The organism is Pseudomonas sp. Pseusp15, assembly GCF_059492165.1.
In genome coordinates this window covers 324692-340075 of sequence record NZ_CP168523.1, presented here as the reverse complement: position 1 = coordinate 340075, position 15384 = coordinate 324692, and the positions used below count along the sequence as shown (strand labels likewise).

The window sequence follows — 15384 nt, the reverse complement described above, 5'->3', positions numbered from 1 at the left end:
TCGAAAGCCACCTACCGATAGAGCCAAAAGCCTTGCCCTGCCTGCGTTTCAGCCCGATCCACACCCTCTGTTTTCACCTAAGCGATTGAACAGGAACAGATTTTACCGAGATTGAAGGTTGACAGCCCGGCGATCCTCTGTAGAATGCCGACACACAGACGCGGGATGGAGCAGTCTGGTAGCTCGTCGGGCTCATAACCCGAAGGTCGTCGGTTCAAATCCGGCTCCCGCAACCAAACATCGAAAAAGGCTACTCGAAAGAGTGGCCTTTTTTGTGCGTGCCTGTTTTATAAAGAATCAGCGTTTCATGCTTTACCGAGCAGAAACGAGAAATCCTTCTGATTCCGAAACTTAGCGTTCCTCGGCGACCGTTCAGCGCTGATTCTGGTTTATTTGACCCATACTTGGATTAACGGTTGACACTACGGCGTTCGCCTGTAGAATGCCGCCACACAGACGCGGGATGGAGCAGTCTGGTAGCTCGTCGGGCTCATAACCCGAAGGTCGTCGGTTCAAATCCGGCTCCCGCAACCAAACATCAAAAAAGGCTACTCGAAAGAGTGGCCTTTTTTGTATCTGTTGAAAAAGTCCTTTCGCAACAATGATCTGTCACTGTGCAGTGAGCCGTTCAGGGTCGCCAGACTGTGAGTTCAGACCTAGGCTGAACCGCAAGGAAAACCCTCGACGACTGGTGATGCGCCATCGCCGATACCCGGTGAGACGCGTTAATATTTGTGATTATTTTTTTCTACAGGGATTGGTAACTTGGCTGGATACCCCCATCCTGTCGCGCACAATCCAAGAGGTGATTGATGCGCGCCAACTCGTCTGATCCACAAGACACCGTCACAGCGACACAACCGATCAAAGCTGAGCGTCTGCGCTTGCTGGATCGAATCAGCAAATACCGTCAACCCATCGGTCTGGCGGTCACTTTGCTGCTGTTCGCCATCGCGCTGATTGCCTGTCGTCACCTGCTGAGCGAACTCGACCTGTACGCGCTGCACGACTCGATCCTGGAAGTGCCGAGACCGGCCTTGCTGGGAGCGTTAGGCGCGACCGTCGTCGGCTTCATCATTCTGCTGGGTTACGAATGGTCGGCCAGCCGTTATGCCGGCGTGACACTGGCGCCGCGAGTCGTGGCGCTGGGGGGCTTCACCGCCTTCGCCATCGGCAATGCCATCGGTCTGTCGCTGCTGTCGGGGGGCTCGGTTCGCTACCGTCTATATGCACGGCATGGCGTGGGGGCTTCGGAAGTCGCGCACATGACGCTGTTTGCCAGCCTCTCGCTCGGCTGCGCCCTCCCGCCCCTGGCCGCCCTCGCCACCCTCAGCAACCTGCCCGCCGCCTCGCTGGCCCTGGGTTTCTCCGAGACGTTGCTGGGTGCGATTGCAGGGGCCGTGCTGCTGCTCGCCACGGTACTGGCGATCGGTATCTACCGCCGTCGCTTGCCGGAACAGCCTTACCCGGACAACCTGCTGGTCAAGGTCGGCCGCCGCACCTTGCGCCTGCCGGGCCGCCGCCTGACCTTCCTGCAACTGGTCATCACCGCCCTGGACGTGGCCGCCGCCGCGACAGTGCTCTATCTGTTGCTGCCCGAAGCGCCACCCTTCGGTGCGTTCCTGCTGGTCTATCTATTGGCCCTGGCCGCTGGCGTGCTCAGCCATGTACCCGGCGGTGTCGGGGTGTTCGAAGCGATTTTGCTGGCGGCCTTCGCCGACAAGCTCGGTGCCGCGCCACTGGCTGCCGCCCTGCTGCTCTACCGCCTGATCTACGTGATCTTGCCGCTGCTGGTGGCTTGCGTACTGCTGCTGATCAACGAAGGCCAGCGCCTGTTTCAGACACGCCAGACGCTACGCGCCGCCTCAGGCCTGGCCGCACCGATTCTGGCGGTGCTGGTGTTCCTGTCCGGCGTGGTGTTGCTGTTCTCTGGCGTAACGCCGGAGATCGATACGCGCCTTGAACACATCGGCTTTCTGATCCCGCATCGACTGGTCGACGCCTCGCACTTCGGCGCCAGCCTGGTGGGCGTGCTCTGCCTGCTGCTGGCTCAGGGCTTGCGTCGCCGCCTGTCGGCCGCGTGGATGCTGACCACCATTCTGTTGTTGGTCGGCGCCGTGCTCTCTCTGCTCAAAGGCTTCGATTGGGAAGAAGCCAGCCTGATGACCCTGACAGCAAGTTTGCTGGGGGTTTTCCGGCGTTCGTTTTACCGTCCCAGCCGCCTGACCGAGCTGCCGTTTTCGCCGCTGTATCTGGTGTCGAGTCTTTGCGTACTCGGCGCATCGATCTGGTTGCTGCTGTTCGCCTATCAGGACGTTCCGTACAGCCATCAACTCTGGTGGCAGTTCACCCTCGACGCCGACGCCCCGCGAGGCTTGCGTTCGTTGCTGGGTGCCGCGGTGCTGCTGGTGGTGGTGTCCCTGACGTGGCTGCTGCGTACCGCGCGTCCGATAATCCACCTGCCAACCTCCGATGAACTGGAGCGCGCGGCTAATATCCTCATGGCCTCGTCCCAACCGGATGGCGGCCTGGCCCTGACCGGTGACAAGGCGCTGCTGTTTCACCCCAACGACGAGGCGTTCCTGATGTACGCCCGCCGTGGCCGCAGCCTGGTAGCGCTGTATGACCCGATCGGCCCGACCCAGCAACGGGCGGAAATGATCTGGCAGTTCCGTGACCTGTGCGATATCCACCACGCCCGCCCTGTGTTTTATCAAGTGCGTGCCGAGAACTTGCCGTACTACATGGACATCGGCCTGACTGCGATCAAGCTCGGCGAAGAAGCCCGGGTCGACCTCAAGCGTTTCGATCTCGAAGCCAAAGGCAAAGAGATGAAGGACCTGCGCTACACCTGGAACCGTGGCACCCGTGACGGCCTTTCGCTGGAGATCCATGAGCCGGGGCAAGCGCCGATGGACGAGCTCAAGGTGATTTCCGATGCCTGGCTGACCGGCAAGAATGTGCGCGAGAAAGGCTTCTCGCTCGGACGTTTCAGTGATGACTACCTCAAGCACTTCCGCGTTGCGGTGATTCGTTTCGAAGGGCGCCCGGTGGCGTTCGCCAACCTGCTCGAGACCTACGGCCATGAACTGGCCAGCCTCGACCTGATGCGCGCACACCCCGACGCCCCTAAGCTGACCATGGAATTCATGATGGTCGGCCTGATTCAACATTATAAAAATCATGGATACGCGCGCTTCAGCCTGGGCATGGTGCCATTGTCGGGGTTGCAACCCCGGCGCGGCGCACCACTGACCCAGCGCTTGGGCTCGATGGTGTTCCGCCGTGGTGAGCAGCTGTATAACTTCCAAGGTTTGCGCCGCTTCAAAGACAAGTTCCAGCCTGACTGGGAACCCCGTTATATGGCCGTGCCCGCCGGACTCGATCCGCTGGTGGCCCTGGCCGATACTGCCGCCCTGATTGCGGGCGGCTTGACTGGATTGGTGAAACGCTGATGATTCAACGCTCCCTGCGGTACGTACTGGCCACACTGGTAGTGCTGGCCCTGATTGTCGGTAGCGGTTACTGGTACCTGAAACGCCCGGCACCCGAACCGACCCTCGAACTGCTGACGCCAGCCGATGGCGCCGCGATGACCCGCGTCATCCCCGGCACCACGCCGCGCGCGCAGGTGCTGGTGGCGGTCAATGAAGAGCAGAAGCTCAGCGATAAACAATTGATGACCCTGAGCCGCAGCGGCTCTGCGCAGATCGTCCAGGTGATCCTGCCCAAGGACTGCATCCAGCAAAGTCGCGCTCTGCAGGCAGGCCTCAGAGAGCTCAAAGGCCCGGCAACCCTGGTCAGCGGCATCGGCCCTGGCGCCGTGCTGGCGTGGCGCTGGCTGGCCGAGCAGAAGGACGACAAGGCCCAGGCCATTTCGGTTGACCTGGCCCTGGAGAAACCTGGCTGCACTCATCTGCTGCCAAAAAGTGCCGCCCACGGTCACTGGCTGGTGGCCTGGAACGACAACCCGGACGACACCAGCGCCGGCTTCGTGCGTGACCAGCCCAACGCCGAAACCAGCATCAGCGACTACGACATCAACCTGCCGCAAGTGCTGAACAACGAACTGCGCAAAACCCTCGTCGGTGGCGATAAAGCCGCTGGCGGCCTGCAGATTCCGGTGGTCGAAGTGCCAGCCGGCCAAGCCAAGGACACCGTGACCCTATTCCTCTCCGGCGACGGCGGCTGGCGCGACCTGGACCGCGACGTGGCCGGCGAGATGGCCAAGATCGGCTACCCAGTGGTCGGCATCGACACCCTGCGCTACTACTGGCAGCACAAGAGCCCGGAACAAAGCGCCCTGGACCTGACCGAACTGATGCAGCACTACCGGCAGAAATGGGGCACCAAGCGCTTCATCCTGACCGGCTACTCATTCGGCGCCGACGTTCTGCCAGCCATCTACAACCGCCTGCCGGAAGCCGAACAGCAGCGGGTCGACGCAATCATCCTGCTGGCCTTCGCCCGCACCGGCAGCTTCGAGATCGAAGTCGAAGGCTGGCTCGGCAACGCCGGCAAAGAAGCCGCCACCGGCCCGGAAATGGCCAAGCTGCCGCCGGCGAAAGTGGTGTGCATCTACGGAGAGGAAGAAGTCGACGAGAGCGGCTGCACCGACAAGACCGCCGTGGGCGAAGCGATGAAACTGCCTGGCGGCCATCACTTCGACGAGAACTACCCGGCGTTGGCGCAGCGATTGGTGGATGCCATCGTGAAGCGTCAAGCGAAGGAGACGGCGGCTCAGGAGTGATCTGAGTCCCCGTACACAAAAAAGCCCCCGACACCTTATGGTTGCGGGGGCTTTTTCATTAGCACGCAATTTAACCGCACCACAGGGGGCTGCGCTGAACTCAGATAAATGGGGACATGTTTAGTCTCGTTTACAGAAGGTGTCACAATATCGGATGACGCCCGCAGACCTTGTAGGCAAACTCCGAATCTTTCTTTTTGGGCACTTTGCCGTCTTGTTGCGTTTTTCTTCGACGGGATACTCTCGGACGTCGCTGACCATTCAGCGATCGGGCTTGGAAACCCGTCGAGCGAATAGCAACAACGTGCCCAACATGACCGCGGACCTTTACGGCTGCAATCTTGTGTCATGGCGGTTGTGCGTGGGACGTCTTCGGACGTGCCGGTTTCCTAGGCTCCCGGTTTTCCAACCTGCGCACAGCTGCCACCCATTCGCTTGGAAACGAACGTGGCAGCTCCTCAGGCTTAGGAAATAGACATGACTAAAACAGATTCAAGCGCGATTTCAGAACTAAAAACCCTCGGCTTCACCCCTCTCATCTACTGCTCGGATCAGGCGCTATTCAACGTCCGCGCCGGCGTCCCCATCGTTGATGCCTTGTCACAAGCCTCCGACCTGCTGTTCCTCGTCAGATCATTTACCGAGGATGCAGCCTACGCAAAAGACACCGACCGCCACGCCTGGGCCGCGCATTACCTGACGGCGATGAGTAAGGCCGTGATTGATGATGTGGTGAAGGTGCTGACACCGCGACCCGCCCGAACAAAGACCGAATCTGAAGAAGAGTTGCCTGAAAGCAAGTAAAGGCACAGACACAAAAAAGCCCCCGCTACCTTCATGGCAACGGGGGCTTTTTCATGGGGCTTACATCTCGACCTGGGTACCTAGTTCAATCACCCGGTTCAGCGGCAGATTGAAGAAACGCAGGTTGCCATTGGCGTTTTTCAGCATGAAGGCGAACAACGCCTCGCGCCAGCGGGCCATGCCTTCGAGCTTGGAGGCGATGACTGTCTCGCGGCTGAGGAAGTACGTGGTGCGCATCGGGCTGAAGTCCAGGTTATCGAGATGACACAGCTTCAGTGCTTGCGGCACGTCCGGCTCGTCGGTGAAACCGAAGTGCAGGATGACCCGGAAGAAGCCTTCGCCGTAAGAATCGACCTCGAAACGTCGTTGCGGCGGGACGCGCGGGATGTCTTCGTACACCACTGTCAGCAACACCACTTGCTCGTGCAGCACCTGGTTATGCAGCAGATTGTGCAACAGCGCGTGGGGCACGGCATCCGGGCGAGCGGTAAGGAACACAGCGGTGCCCTGGACCCGATGTGGCGGTTGCACGCGGATACTGCTGATGAAGATCGGCAGCGGCAACCCGCCTTCGTCCAGGCGATCGACCAGCAGTTGCTTGCCGCGTTTCCAGGTGGTCATCAGGACGAACAGTGCGATACCGGCGATCACCGGGAATGCACCACCCTGAACGATTTTTGGCACGTTGGCGGCGAAGTACAGACCGTCCACCAACAGGAAGCCGAGTAACACCGGGACCGCAAGAACCGGTGGCCACTTCCACAGCAGCAACATCACCGCCGACACCAGAATCGTGGTCATCAGCATGGTCCCGGTCACCGCCACGCCGTAGGCCGAGGCCAGGGCGCCGGAGGACTCGAAGCCCAGTACCAGCAGGATCACGCCGACCATTAGCGCCCAGTTCACCGCGCCGATGTAAATCTGCCCTTGTTCGGCACTGGAGGTGTGCTGAATGCGCATGCGCGGAATGTAGCCGAGCTGGATCGCCTGGCGGGTCAGGGAGAATGCACCGGAGATGACCGCTTGCGAGGCAATCACCGTGGCCATGGTCGACAACGCGACCAACGGGATCAGCGCCCAGCTTGGCGCCAGCAGATAGAACGGGTTGCGGGCCGCTTCCGGATCACCGAGCAGCAATGCGCCCTGACCGAAGTAGTTCAGTACCAGTGCGGGCAATACCAGGATGAACCAGGCCCGAGCGATCGGCTTGCGACCGAAGTGGCCCATGTCCGCGTACAGCGCCTCGGCACCGGTCAACGCCAGCACCACGGCGCCAAGAATCGTGATCCCCATGCCTGGATGGTCCATGAAGAAGCGTACGCCCCAGACCGGGTTTATCGCCTGCAACACTTCCGGGTGTTGGTTGATGCCGTACACGCCCAGCGCGCCGAGTACCAGAAACCAGGTGACCATGATCGGCCCGAACAGAATGCCGATCCGGGCCGTACCATGACGCTGGATCAGAAACAGCGCCACCAGCACGATCAACGACAGCGGCACCACCCAATGGTCAATGCCTTCGAAGGCCAGCCCCAGCCCTTCGATCGCCGAAAGAACGGAAATCGCCGGGGTGATCATGCTGTCGCCGTAGAACAGCGCCGTGCCGATCAGCCCGCAGACAACCAGCAGCGTGCGCAATTTTGCATGCCCCCCCGCCGCTCGTCGTGCCAGCGCGGTCAAGGCCATGATCCCGCCTTCGCCCTGGTTGTCGGCACGCAGCACGAACATCATGTATTTGATCGACACGACCCAGATCAGCGACCAGAAGATCAGCGCCAGAATGCCCAGCACGCCGTCATGGTTGACGGGCACGCCATAGCCACCGGAAAACACTTCTTTTAGGGTGTACAACGGGCTCGTGCCGATGTCGCCATAAACCACTCCGACCGCCGCAACCAGCATGCTGATCGGCTTCGCCGCCGAATGTCCGCCGGCTATCGCCTGACTACTTGCCTGCCCCATCCATCACTCCTACTACTCAGATCCGGGCTTCTTCAAAGAAGCACTATGATTTGTGGTGCAGCATGCACTGTTTTACTTGTTGTTACAGACGATTTATTGACTGTAAAAAATCGGTAAAGCGTAAAGGCGCGAAGCATAGCGCAGCACTCGTCGTATTTCCCTGCATAAAGCTGGTCAAGTGCGCCGCCCATCGTTAGAATTGCGCACTTTTTGACCAGAGGGTGCAACATAGCGCCCGTCTGTCGCCTTGCCGTCATCGGCTGGAGGCGTCACAAATACCGAGGTTAGACATGTCCACCACTCCTGCGCCGGCCAATCCAAAGGTTGGCTTCGTATCCCTGGGTTGCCCGAAAGCACTGGTCGACTCCGAGCGCATCCTTACCCAGCTGCGCATGGAAGGCTATGACGTTGTGTCCACTTATCAGGACGCCGACGTCGTGGTGGTCAATACCTGCGGCTTTATCGACTCGGCCAAGGCTGAGTCCCTGGAAGTGATCGGCGAAGCCATCAAGGAAAACGGCAAGGTCATCGTGACCGGCTGCATGGGCGTCGAAGAAGGCAATATCCGTAACGTGCACCCGAGTGTGCTGGCCGTGACCGGTCCGCAGCAGTACGAGCAAGTGGTCAACGCCGTGCACGACGTCGTGCCGCCGCGTCAGGATCACAACCCGCTGATCGACCTGGTGCCGCCGCAAGGGATCAAACTGACCCCGCGCCACTACGCCTACCTGAAGATTTCCGAAGGCTGCAACCACAGCTGCAGCTTCTGCATCATCCCGTCGATGCGCGGCAAACTGGTCAGCCGCCCGGTCGGTGACGTGCTCGACGAGGCCCAACGCCTGGTCAAGTCCGGCGTCAAAGAGCTGCTGGTGATTTCCCAGGACACCAGCGCCTATGGCGTCGACGTGAAATACCGCACCGGTTTCTGGAACGGCGCGCCGGTGAAAACCCGCATGACCGAACTCTGCGAAGCCCTGAGCACCCTCGGTGTCTGGGTGCGCCTGCACTACGTTTACCCGTACCCGCACGTCGACGAGCTGATCCCGCTGATGGCCGCCGGGAAAATCCTGCCGTACCTGGACATCCCGTTCCAGCACGCCAGCCCGAAAGTCCTCAAAGCCATGAAACGCCCGGCTTTCGAAGACAAGACCCTGGCGCGCATCAAGAACTGGCGCGAAATCTGCCCGGACCTGATCATCCGTTCGACCTTCATCGTCGGCTTCCCCGGCGAAACCGAAGAAGACTTCCAGTACCTGTTGAACTGGCTGACCGAAGCCCAGCTGGACCGCGTCGGCTGCTTCCAGTACTCGCCGGTCGAAGGCGCACCGGCCAACGATCTGGACCTGGAGATCGTTCCGGACGACGTCAAGCAAGACCGCTGGGATCGCTTCATGGCGCACCAGCAGGCCATCAGCTCGGCACGCCTGCAAATGCGCATCGGCCGTGAGATCGAAGTGCTGGTGGACGAAGTCGACGAGCAAGGCGCGGTTGGCCGCTGCTTCTTCGATGCCCCGGAAATCGACGGCAACGTGTTCATCGACAATGGCAGCAACCTGAAGCCGGGCGACAAGGTCTGGTGCAAAGTGACTGACGCCGACGAATACGACCTGTGGGCTGAACAGATCTAAACGCAAAAAATACGAAAAGCCCTGCTCTCTTGACGAGATGCGGGGCTTTTTTACGTCTATCGTTTTGTGGGAGAAAAAACTCGCAGCCTTACAGGAACGGCTCTTAACAGAAGGAGCAAGCGGCCATGCGCCAACATTCGGTCATTTACACACCGAAACAGAGCGACTACGAAGAACTCACCCGCGTGTGGGAAGCCTCGGTGCGCGCTACCCATGACTTTCTGCCCGACAGCTACATCGAACTGCTGAAGAACCTGGTCCTGACCCGCTACCTCGACGCCGTCATGCTGATCTGCACCAAAGACTCGCGCCAGCGCATCACCGGGTTCGCCGGCGTGGCGGCGGGCAAGATCGAAATGCTGTTCATCGATCCGGATCACCGTGGCCAAGGCCTGGGCAAGCAATTACTGCGCTATGCCCTGGAACACCTGAACGCCGATGAGCTGGACGTCAACGAGCAGAACCCACAGGCCCTGGGTTTTTACTTCAAGCAGGGCTTCGAGGTAATTGGTCGTTCGGAACATGACGGTATGGGCCAGCCTTACCCGTTGCTGCACATGCGTTTGCGCCAGGGCCAGCAACTGGCGCGCAATGGCTGACACACCATGGCGCCATGTGGGAACGGGCTTGCTCGCTCCCACATTAAAAACACATGAGGCAAATGGACTCGCGATTAACCCGCGCCCAGCAGGTACAATGCCCACCCCTTTTTTGTTACGGCCCTGTCATGACTGACCCGATTCGTCTCTCCAAACGCCTCATCGAACTCGTCGGCTGCTCCCGTCGGGAGGCTGAGCTATTCATCGAGGGCGGCTGGGTCACCGTCGACGGTGAAGTCATCGACGAGCCGCAGTTCAAGGTGGACACCCAGAAAGTCGAGCTCGACCCAGAGGCCAAGGCCACTGCGCCGGAGCCGGTGACCATCCTGATGAACGTCCCGGCGGGCATGGACGCGGACAGCGCCATGGCGACCCTCAGCGCCGCGACCCTGAGCGAAGAACACCGCTACGGCAAACGTCCGCTCAAGGGCCACTTTCTGCGCCTGACCGCCAGCGCCGACCTGCAGGCCAACGCCAGCGGTCTGCTGGTGTTCACCCAGGACTGGAAGATTCTGCGCAAACTCACCGCCGATGCCAGCAAGATCGAGCAGGAATATGTGGTCGAGGTCGAAGGCGACATGGTGGCTCACGGCCTCAACCGCCTGAACCACGGCCTGACGTACAAGGGCAAGGAACTGCCGCCGGTCAAGGCCAGCTGGCAGAACGAAAACCGTCTGCGCTTTGCCATGAAAAACCCACAACCGGGTGTGATCGCCCTGTTCTGCCAGGCCGTCGGCCTCAAGGTCGTCGCCATCCGCCGCATCCGCATCGGCGGTGTGTCCATCGGCAAAGTGCCGTTGGGGCAATGGCGCTACCTGTCCGGCAAAGAGAAGTTCTAAGGCTTTTCCCGCCGCCATACATTTCGGCGCCGCAGCTTCATGCGGCGCCCACAGCGAAATATCAGGACTGCACACATGATTCATAACGACGTACTGCGCAGCGTGCGCTACATGCTCGACATCAGCGACAAGAAAGTCATCGAGATCATCAAGCTCGGCGGCATGGACGTCACTCTGGAAGACCTGGTGACGTACCTCGACAAGAAAGAAGAAGACGAGGAAGGTTTCGTACGCTGCCCGGACGAAGTCATGGCGCATTTCCTTGATGGCCTGGTGATCTTCAAGCGTGGCAAGGACGAAAGCCGTCCGCCGCAGCCGATCGAAGTGCCGGTGACCAACAACATCATCCTGAAGAAATTGCGCGTCGCCTTCGAACTGAAGGAAGACGACATGCACGCCATCCTCAAGGCCGCCGAGTTCCCGGTGTCCAAGCCTGAGCTGAGCGCGCTGTTCCGCAAGTTCGGCCACACTAACTACCGCCCGTGCGGCGATCAATTGCTGCGCAACTTCCTCAAGGGCCTGACCCTGCGCGTGCGCCCGCAGTAAATCGCGCCGCGCGCCCTGTAGGAGCCGGCTTGCTGGCGATGGCGATCTTGAGAACGCCATCGCCAGCAAGCCGGCTCCTACAAGCGCGGTCGCAGACCAATCTGTATAGATGTTCATTCCGCGCAAAAATAGTGGCTCCGCTTCCGGCGGCTGAAGACTAGGGTGTATTGACCCTCAGCTCTCAGGACTCGCCATGCATCCCTACTTCTCTCTGCAAGGCCGCACCGCTCTGGTGACCGGCGGCACCCGCGGTATCGGCAAAATGATCGCCAAGGCTTATGTCGAGGCCGGCGCCATCGTGTACGTGTGCGCCCGGGATGCCGAAGCCTGTCAGCAAACTGCCGATGAGCTGAGTGCCTTCGGGATTTGCCACGCCGTGGCCGCCAACCTGGCTAATGAAGAAGGCGTTCAACAACTGGCCGCGCAATTGAGCGAACAGATCGGTCAGCTGGATATTCTGGTGAACAATGCCGGTACCACCTGGGGTGCGCCGCTGGAGAGTTACCCGGTCAAGGGCTGGGAAAAAGTCATGCAGCTCAACGTCACCTCGGTGTTCAACTGCATCCAGCAATTTCTACCGCTGCTGCGCAAGGCCGGTTCGGCGGCGAATCCGGCACGGATCATCAACATTGGCTCGGTGGCCGGGATTTCTTCCTTCGGCGAACAGGCGTATGCCTACGGCCCGAGCAAAGCCGCCCTGCATCAACTGTCGCGGATTCTGGCGCGAGAGTTGGTGAGCCAGCACATCAACGTCAACGTAATCGCACCGGGACGTTTCCCGAGCAAGATGACTCAGCACATCGGCAACGATGAGCAGGCGCTGGCCGAGGACACGGCGTTGATTCCGATGAAGCGCTGGGGCCGGGAGGAAGAAATGGCGGCGCTGGCGATTAGCCTGGCGAGCACGGCCGGGGCGTATATGACCGGGAATGTCATTCCTTTGGATGGCGGGTTTAGTCTCTAGATCGGCGGCGCGGCTATCGCGGGCAAGCCACGCTCCCACAGGTTTTATGCCGTACACAACATTTGCGTTCACTCGAGAACCTTGTGGGAGCGTGGCTTGCCCGCGATGACGGAGTAATAGGCAGCACCGATCTCGAGGCCGCTCGGGTTATCATGCCGCCCTAATCCCGGCCTCGACCCCAGACCATGACCTACAGCGTTTCCCCCATCGGCTTCGTGCGCTCCTGCTTCAAGGAGAAGTTCGCCATTCCGCGTCAACCGCAACTGGCCCCGGCTGCTCGGGGCGTACTGGAGCTGGTGGCGCCGTTCGATCAGGGTGATGCGGTACAGGGGCTGGAGCAGGTCAGCCATGTGTGGCTGCTGTTCCTGTTCCATCAAGCGCTGGAAGAAAAGCCACGCCTCAAAGTCCGCCCGCCGCGCCTGGGCGGTAACAAATCCATGGGCGTGTTCGCCACCCGCGCAACGCATCGTCCTAATGGCATCGGCCAGTCGGTGGTCAAACTGGACAAGGTCGAAGCCAATCGACTGTGGATCTCCGGCATCGACTTGCTGGACGGCACGCCAGTTCTCGACATCAAACCTTACGTGCCCTACGCCGACATCATCGACACGGCGTCCAACGACATCGCCAGCGCCCCGCCGCTGCTGATTCCCGTGCAGTGGACGGACTCGGCTCTGCAACAGGCCCACGGCCACGCTCAGCGGCTTGGCGAGCCTCTGGTCGAGTTGATCGAGCAATGCCTGGCACAAGACCCACGCCCGGCGTACCAGATTCCTACGCCTGAGCGCGAATACGGCGCGCAGTTCTGGGATCTGGATGTGCGCTGGCATTATCCTGAGACGGGCGTGATCCGCGTCCTGGAAGTCATTCCCGCAAAAGCCTGAACCCCGGAAACGAAAAAGCCCGCATGACCTTCTCAGGTCATGCGGGCTTTTCTGTGCACTACGCCATTGAATGTAGGAGCCGGCTTGCTGGCGATAGCGCTTTGAAGTTTGCCATCGCCAGCAAGCCGGCTCCTACAAGTGACCTTCGGTCACTTCTCGACGAACGCACGCTCGATCAGGTAATCACCCGGCTCGCGCATCCGCGGCGAAACAGTCAGGCCGAAGCTGTTCAACACTTCGCTGGTCTCGTCGAGCATGCTCGGGCTGCCGCACAGCATGGCGCGGTCGTCCTGCGGGTTGATCGGCGGCAGGCCGATGTCGCTGAACAGCTTGCCGCTGCGCATCAGGTCGGTCAGGCGGCCTTCGTTTTCGAACGGCTCGCGGGTCACGGTCGGGTAGTAGATCAACTTGTCACGCAGGGCCTCACCGAAGAACTCGTTCTGCGGCAGGTGCTCGGTGATGAATTCGCGGTAAGCGACTTCGTTGACGTAACGCACGCCGTGGCACAGGATCACCTTTTCGAAACGCTCGTAGGTTTCGGGGTCCTGGATGACGCTCATGAACGGCGCCAGACCGGTACCGGTGCTGAGCAGGTACAAATGCTTGCCAGGCTTCAAGTCATCCAGCACCAGGGTGCCGGTAGGCTTCTTGCTGATGATGATCTCGTCGCCTTCCTTCAGATGCTGCAACTGGGAAGTCAGCGGGCCATCAGGCACTTTGATGCTGAAGAACTCGAGATGCTCTTCCCAGTTCGGGCTGGCAATCGAGTAAGCGCGCATGAGCGGCCGGCCGTTGGGCTGTTGCAGGCCGATCATCACGAACTGACCGTTCTCGAAGCGCAGGCCCGGATCGCGGGTGCACTTGAAGCTGAACAGAGTGTCGTTCCAGTGATGAACACTGAGGACACGCTCGTGGTTCATGTTGCTCATGTACGTGGGACTCCTGGAGATTTTGCCTGCGCCAATGATGTGCACAATTGCATCGCATTCTAATGGCAGCGACAATATCTGTTAAATGGATTATTAAGATAAGGGTTATCGGTTATATCGATATGCGATTTACTCTCCGTCAACTTCAAGTATTCGTCGCCGTCGCCCAGCAGGAAAGCGTATCCCGTGCCGCGGGCCTGCTCAACCTCTCGCAATCGGCGGCGAGCACCTCGATCACCGAGCTGGAGCGCCAGTGCAGCTGTCAGCTGTTCGATCGCGCCGGCAAACGGCTGAGCCTCAACGCCCTCGGCAAACAGCTATTGCCGCAAGCGGTGGCCCTGCTCGATCAGGCCAAGGAAATCGAAGACTTGCTCAACGGCAAGTCCGGTTTCGGCTCCCTGGCGGTCGGCGCGACCCTGACCATCGGCAATTACCTGGCCACCCTGCTGATCGGCAGCTTCATGCAGCGCCATCCGGAAAGCCAGGTGAAGCTGCATGTGCAGAACACCGCCAACATCGTGCAACAGGTGGCTCACTATGAAATTGATCTGGGTCTAATCGAAGGCGACTGCAGCCATCCGGACATCGAAGTGCAGAGCTGGGTCGAAGATGAACTGGTGGTGTTCTGCGCGCCCCAGCATCCGCTGGCTCAACGCGGTATTGCCACTATGGAGGAGCTGAGTCATGAGGCGTGGATTCTCCGAGAACAAGGCTCGGGCACGCGGCTGACCTTTGACCAGGCCATGCGTCACCACCGCAGCGCGCTAAACATTCGCCTGGAACTGGAACACACCGAAGCGATCAAGCGCGCGGTGGAATCGGGTTTGGGGATTGGCTGCATTTCGCGCCTGGCGCTGCGCGATGCGTTCCGTCGTGGCAGCCTGGTGCCGGTAGAAACACCGGATCTGGACCTGGCGCGGCAGTTCTATTTCATCTGGCACAAACAGAAATATCAGACCTCGGCGATGCGCGAGTTCCTCGAACTGTGCCGCGCCTTCACCGCCGGGGTTCAGCGCAGCGACGAGATCGTTCTGCCTGCCATCGCTTAAAGCAGGATCACCGCCCATACCAGCGCGATCATGCTCAATGCCACGAGTTGAGCGGCACTGCCCATGTCCTTGGCGTTCTTGGACAGTGGGTGCCGCTCCAGGGAAATGCGGTCGATGGCCGCTTCGACCGCCGAGTTGAGCAATTCGACGATCAGCGCCAACAGGCAGACTGCAATCAGCAGCGCCTGCTCGACACGGCTGACATTCAGGAAGAACGACAGCGGAATCAGGATGGCATTGAGCAACACCAGTTGCCGGAAGGCCGCCTCGCCAGTGAAGGCCGCGCGCAGGCCGTCAAAGGAATAGCCGGAGGCGTTGAGGATGCGTTTTAGGCCGGTCTGGCCTTTGAAAGGTGACATAGAGTAAGCAACTGACCAAAAAGGAGTGGGAAAGCTAGATTAAGCAAAGTCAAAAAAGCGTGAATACATAA

13 protein-coding genes and 2 tRNA genes are annotated in these 15384 nt (G+C 60.0%); 12 read left to right on the top strand and 3 right to left on the bottom strand.

Going from position 1 to position 15384, the window contains the following annotated elements; genetic code table 11:
* The first annotated feature begins 159 nt into the window (after positions 1-159).
* The 5 genes from ACEN8R_RS01630 to ACEN8R_RS01610 all read left to right on the top strand — a co-directional run bounded on the left by ACEN8R_RS01630 (position 160) and on the right by ACEN8R_RS01610 (position 5554).
* Positions 160-236, top strand: a tRNA-Met gene (locus ACEN8R_RS01630).
* Positions 237-457: 221 nt separating this feature from the next.
* Positions 458-534, top strand: a tRNA-Met gene (locus tag ACEN8R_RS01625).
* Between the two features lie 278 nt (positions 535-812).
* On the top strand, positions 813-3455 hold the full coding sequence (gene mprF, locus ACEN8R_RS01620) for a bifunctional lysylphosphatidylglycerol flippase/synthetase MprF (protein ID WP_018926943.1): 2643 nt from the start codon (positions 813-815) through the stop codon (positions 3453-3455).
* On the top strand, positions 3455-4750 hold the full coding sequence (locus ACEN8R_RS01615; RefSeq protein WP_064619969.1) for a virulence factor family protein: 1296 nt from the start codon (positions 3455-3457) through the stop codon (positions 4748-4750). Before mprF ends, ACEN8R_RS01615 begins: the two co-directional genes overlap by 1 nt.
* Before the next feature lie 477 nt (positions 4751-5227).
* Positions 5228-5554 (top strand): DUF3077 domain-containing protein, encoded by a 327-nt coding sequence (locus tag ACEN8R_RS01610; RefSeq protein WP_019647854.1) that lies wholly within the window; start codon positions 5228-5230, stop codon positions 5552-5554.
* A 60-nt stretch (positions 5555-5614) separates the two neighbouring features.
* On the opposite strand, the gene ACEN8R_RS01605 is transcribed toward ACEN8R_RS01610, so the two are convergent.
* Entirely contained in the window at positions 5615-7516 is a 1902-nt protein-coding gene (locus ACEN8R_RS01605; protein WP_018926945.1) for a potassium transporter Kup, read from the bottom strand.
* Between the two features lie 290 nt (positions 7517-7806).
* On the opposite strand from ACEN8R_RS01605, the gene rimO reads away from it, so the two are divergent.
* From rimO to tsaA, 6 genes are all read left to right on the top strand, one after another.
* Positions 7807-9144, top strand: a complete 1338-nt coding sequence (gene rimO / locus ACEN8R_RS01600) for a 30S ribosomal protein S12 methylthiotransferase RimO (RefSeq protein WP_018926946.1) — start codon at positions 7807-7809, stop codon at positions 9142-9144.
* Between the two features lie 125 nt (positions 9145-9269).
* Positions 9270-9743 (top strand): GNAT family N-acetyltransferase, encoded by a 474-nt coding sequence (locus ACEN8R_RS01595; protein WP_018926947.1) that lies wholly within the window; start codon positions 9270-9272, stop codon positions 9741-9743.
* A gap of 128 nt (positions 9744-9871) precedes the next feature.
* Positions 9872-10582: an rRNA pseudouridine synthase gene (locus ACEN8R_RS01590; protein WP_019580978.1), complete on the top strand. Its 711-nt coding sequence runs from the start codon at positions 9872-9874 to the stop codon at positions 10580-10582.
* 75 nt (positions 10583-10657) lie between these two features.
* A complete protein-coding gene (locus ACEN8R_RS01585; protein ID WP_018926949.1) occupies positions 10658-11128 on the top strand; it encodes a YehS family protein in 471 nt (156 codons plus the stop codon).
* A 193-nt stretch (positions 11129-11321) separates the two neighbouring features.
* Complete coding sequence (locus tag ACEN8R_RS01580; protein WP_258612621.1) at positions 11322-12092, top strand: SDR family oxidoreductase; 771 nt, start codon at positions 11322-11324, stop codon at positions 12090-12092.
* A 185-nt stretch (positions 12093-12277) separates the two neighbouring features.
* Positions 12278-12976, top strand: a complete 699-nt coding sequence (gene tsaA / locus ACEN8R_RS01575) for a tRNA (N6-threonylcarbamoyladenosine(37)-N6)-methyltransferase TrmO (protein WP_018926951.1) — start codon at positions 12278-12280, stop codon at positions 12974-12976.
* A 149-nt stretch (positions 12977-13125) separates the two neighbouring features.
* Here the strand turns inward: tsaA and fpr are convergent, their stop codons facing one another.
* Entirely contained in the window at positions 13126-13905 is a 780-nt protein-coding gene (gene fpr, locus ACEN8R_RS01570) for a ferredoxin-NADP reductase (protein WP_002554680.1), read from the bottom strand.
* Positions 13906-14027: 122 nt separating this feature from the next.
* Between fpr and ACEN8R_RS01565 the strand changes: the two genes are divergently transcribed.
* Positions 14028-14954, top strand: coding sequence for a LysR family transcriptional regulator (locus ACEN8R_RS01565; protein ID WP_018926952.1), 927 nt, complete (start codon positions 14028-14030; stop codon positions 14952-14954).
* On the opposite strand, the gene ACEN8R_RS01560 is transcribed toward ACEN8R_RS01565, so the two are convergent.
* Positions 14951-15313, bottom strand: coding sequence for a diacylglycerol kinase (locus ACEN8R_RS01560; protein WP_018926953.1), 363 nt, complete (start codon positions 15311-15313; stop codon positions 14951-14953). The genes ACEN8R_RS01565 and ACEN8R_RS01560 overlap by 4 nt on opposite strands.
* Positions 15314-15384 lie beyond the last annotated feature (71 nt).

Excerpts from the sequence above, each read along its gene's own strand:
- mprF (WP_018926943.1), top strand. The coding sequence starts at position 813 with ATGCGCGCCAACTCGTCTGATCCACAAGACACCGTCACAGCGACACAA.
- ACEN8R_RS01615 (WP_064619969.1), top strand. The coding sequence starts at position 3,455 with ATGATTCAACGCTCCCTGCGGTACGTACTGGCCACACTGGTAGTGCTG.
- ACEN8R_RS01610 (WP_019647854.1), top strand. The coding sequence starts at position 5,228 with ATGACTAAAACAGATTCAAGCGCGATTTCAGAACTAAAAACCCTCGGC.
- ACEN8R_RS01605 (WP_018926945.1), bottom strand. The coding sequence starts at position 7,516 with ATGGGGCAGGCAAGTAGTCAGGCGATAGCCGGCGGACATTCGGCGGCG.
- rimO (WP_018926946.1), top strand. The coding sequence starts at position 7,807 with ATGTCCACCACTCCTGCGCCGGCCAATCCAAAGGTTGGCTTCGTATCC.
- ACEN8R_RS01595 (WP_018926947.1), top strand. The coding sequence starts at position 9,270 with ATGCGCCAACATTCGGTCATTTACACACCGAAACAGAGCGACTACGAA.
- ACEN8R_RS01590 (WP_019580978.1), top strand. The coding sequence starts at position 9,872 with ATGACTGACCCGATTCGTCTCTCCAAACGCCTCATCGAACTCGTCGGC.
- ACEN8R_RS01585 (WP_018926949.1), top strand. The coding sequence starts at position 10,658 with ATGATTCATAACGACGTACTGCGCAGCGTGCGCTACATGCTCGACATC.
- ACEN8R_RS01580 (WP_258612621.1), top strand. The coding sequence starts at position 11,322 with ATGCATCCCTACTTCTCTCTGCAAGGCCGCACCGCTCTGGTGACCGGC.
- tsaA (WP_018926951.1), top strand. The coding sequence starts at position 12,278 with ATGACCTACAGCGTTTCCCCCATCGGCTTCGTGCGCTCCTGCTTCAAG.
- fpr (WP_002554680.1), bottom strand. The coding sequence starts at position 13,905 with ATGAGCAACATGAACCACGAGCGTGTCCTCAGTGTTCATCACTGGAAC.
- ACEN8R_RS01565 (WP_018926952.1), top strand. The coding sequence starts at position 14,028 with ATGCGATTTACTCTCCGTCAACTTCAAGTATTCGTCGCCGTCGCCCAG.
- ACEN8R_RS01560 (WP_018926953.1), bottom strand. The coding sequence starts at position 15,313 with ATGTCACCTTTCAAAGGCCAGACCGGCCTAAAACGCATCCTCAACGCC.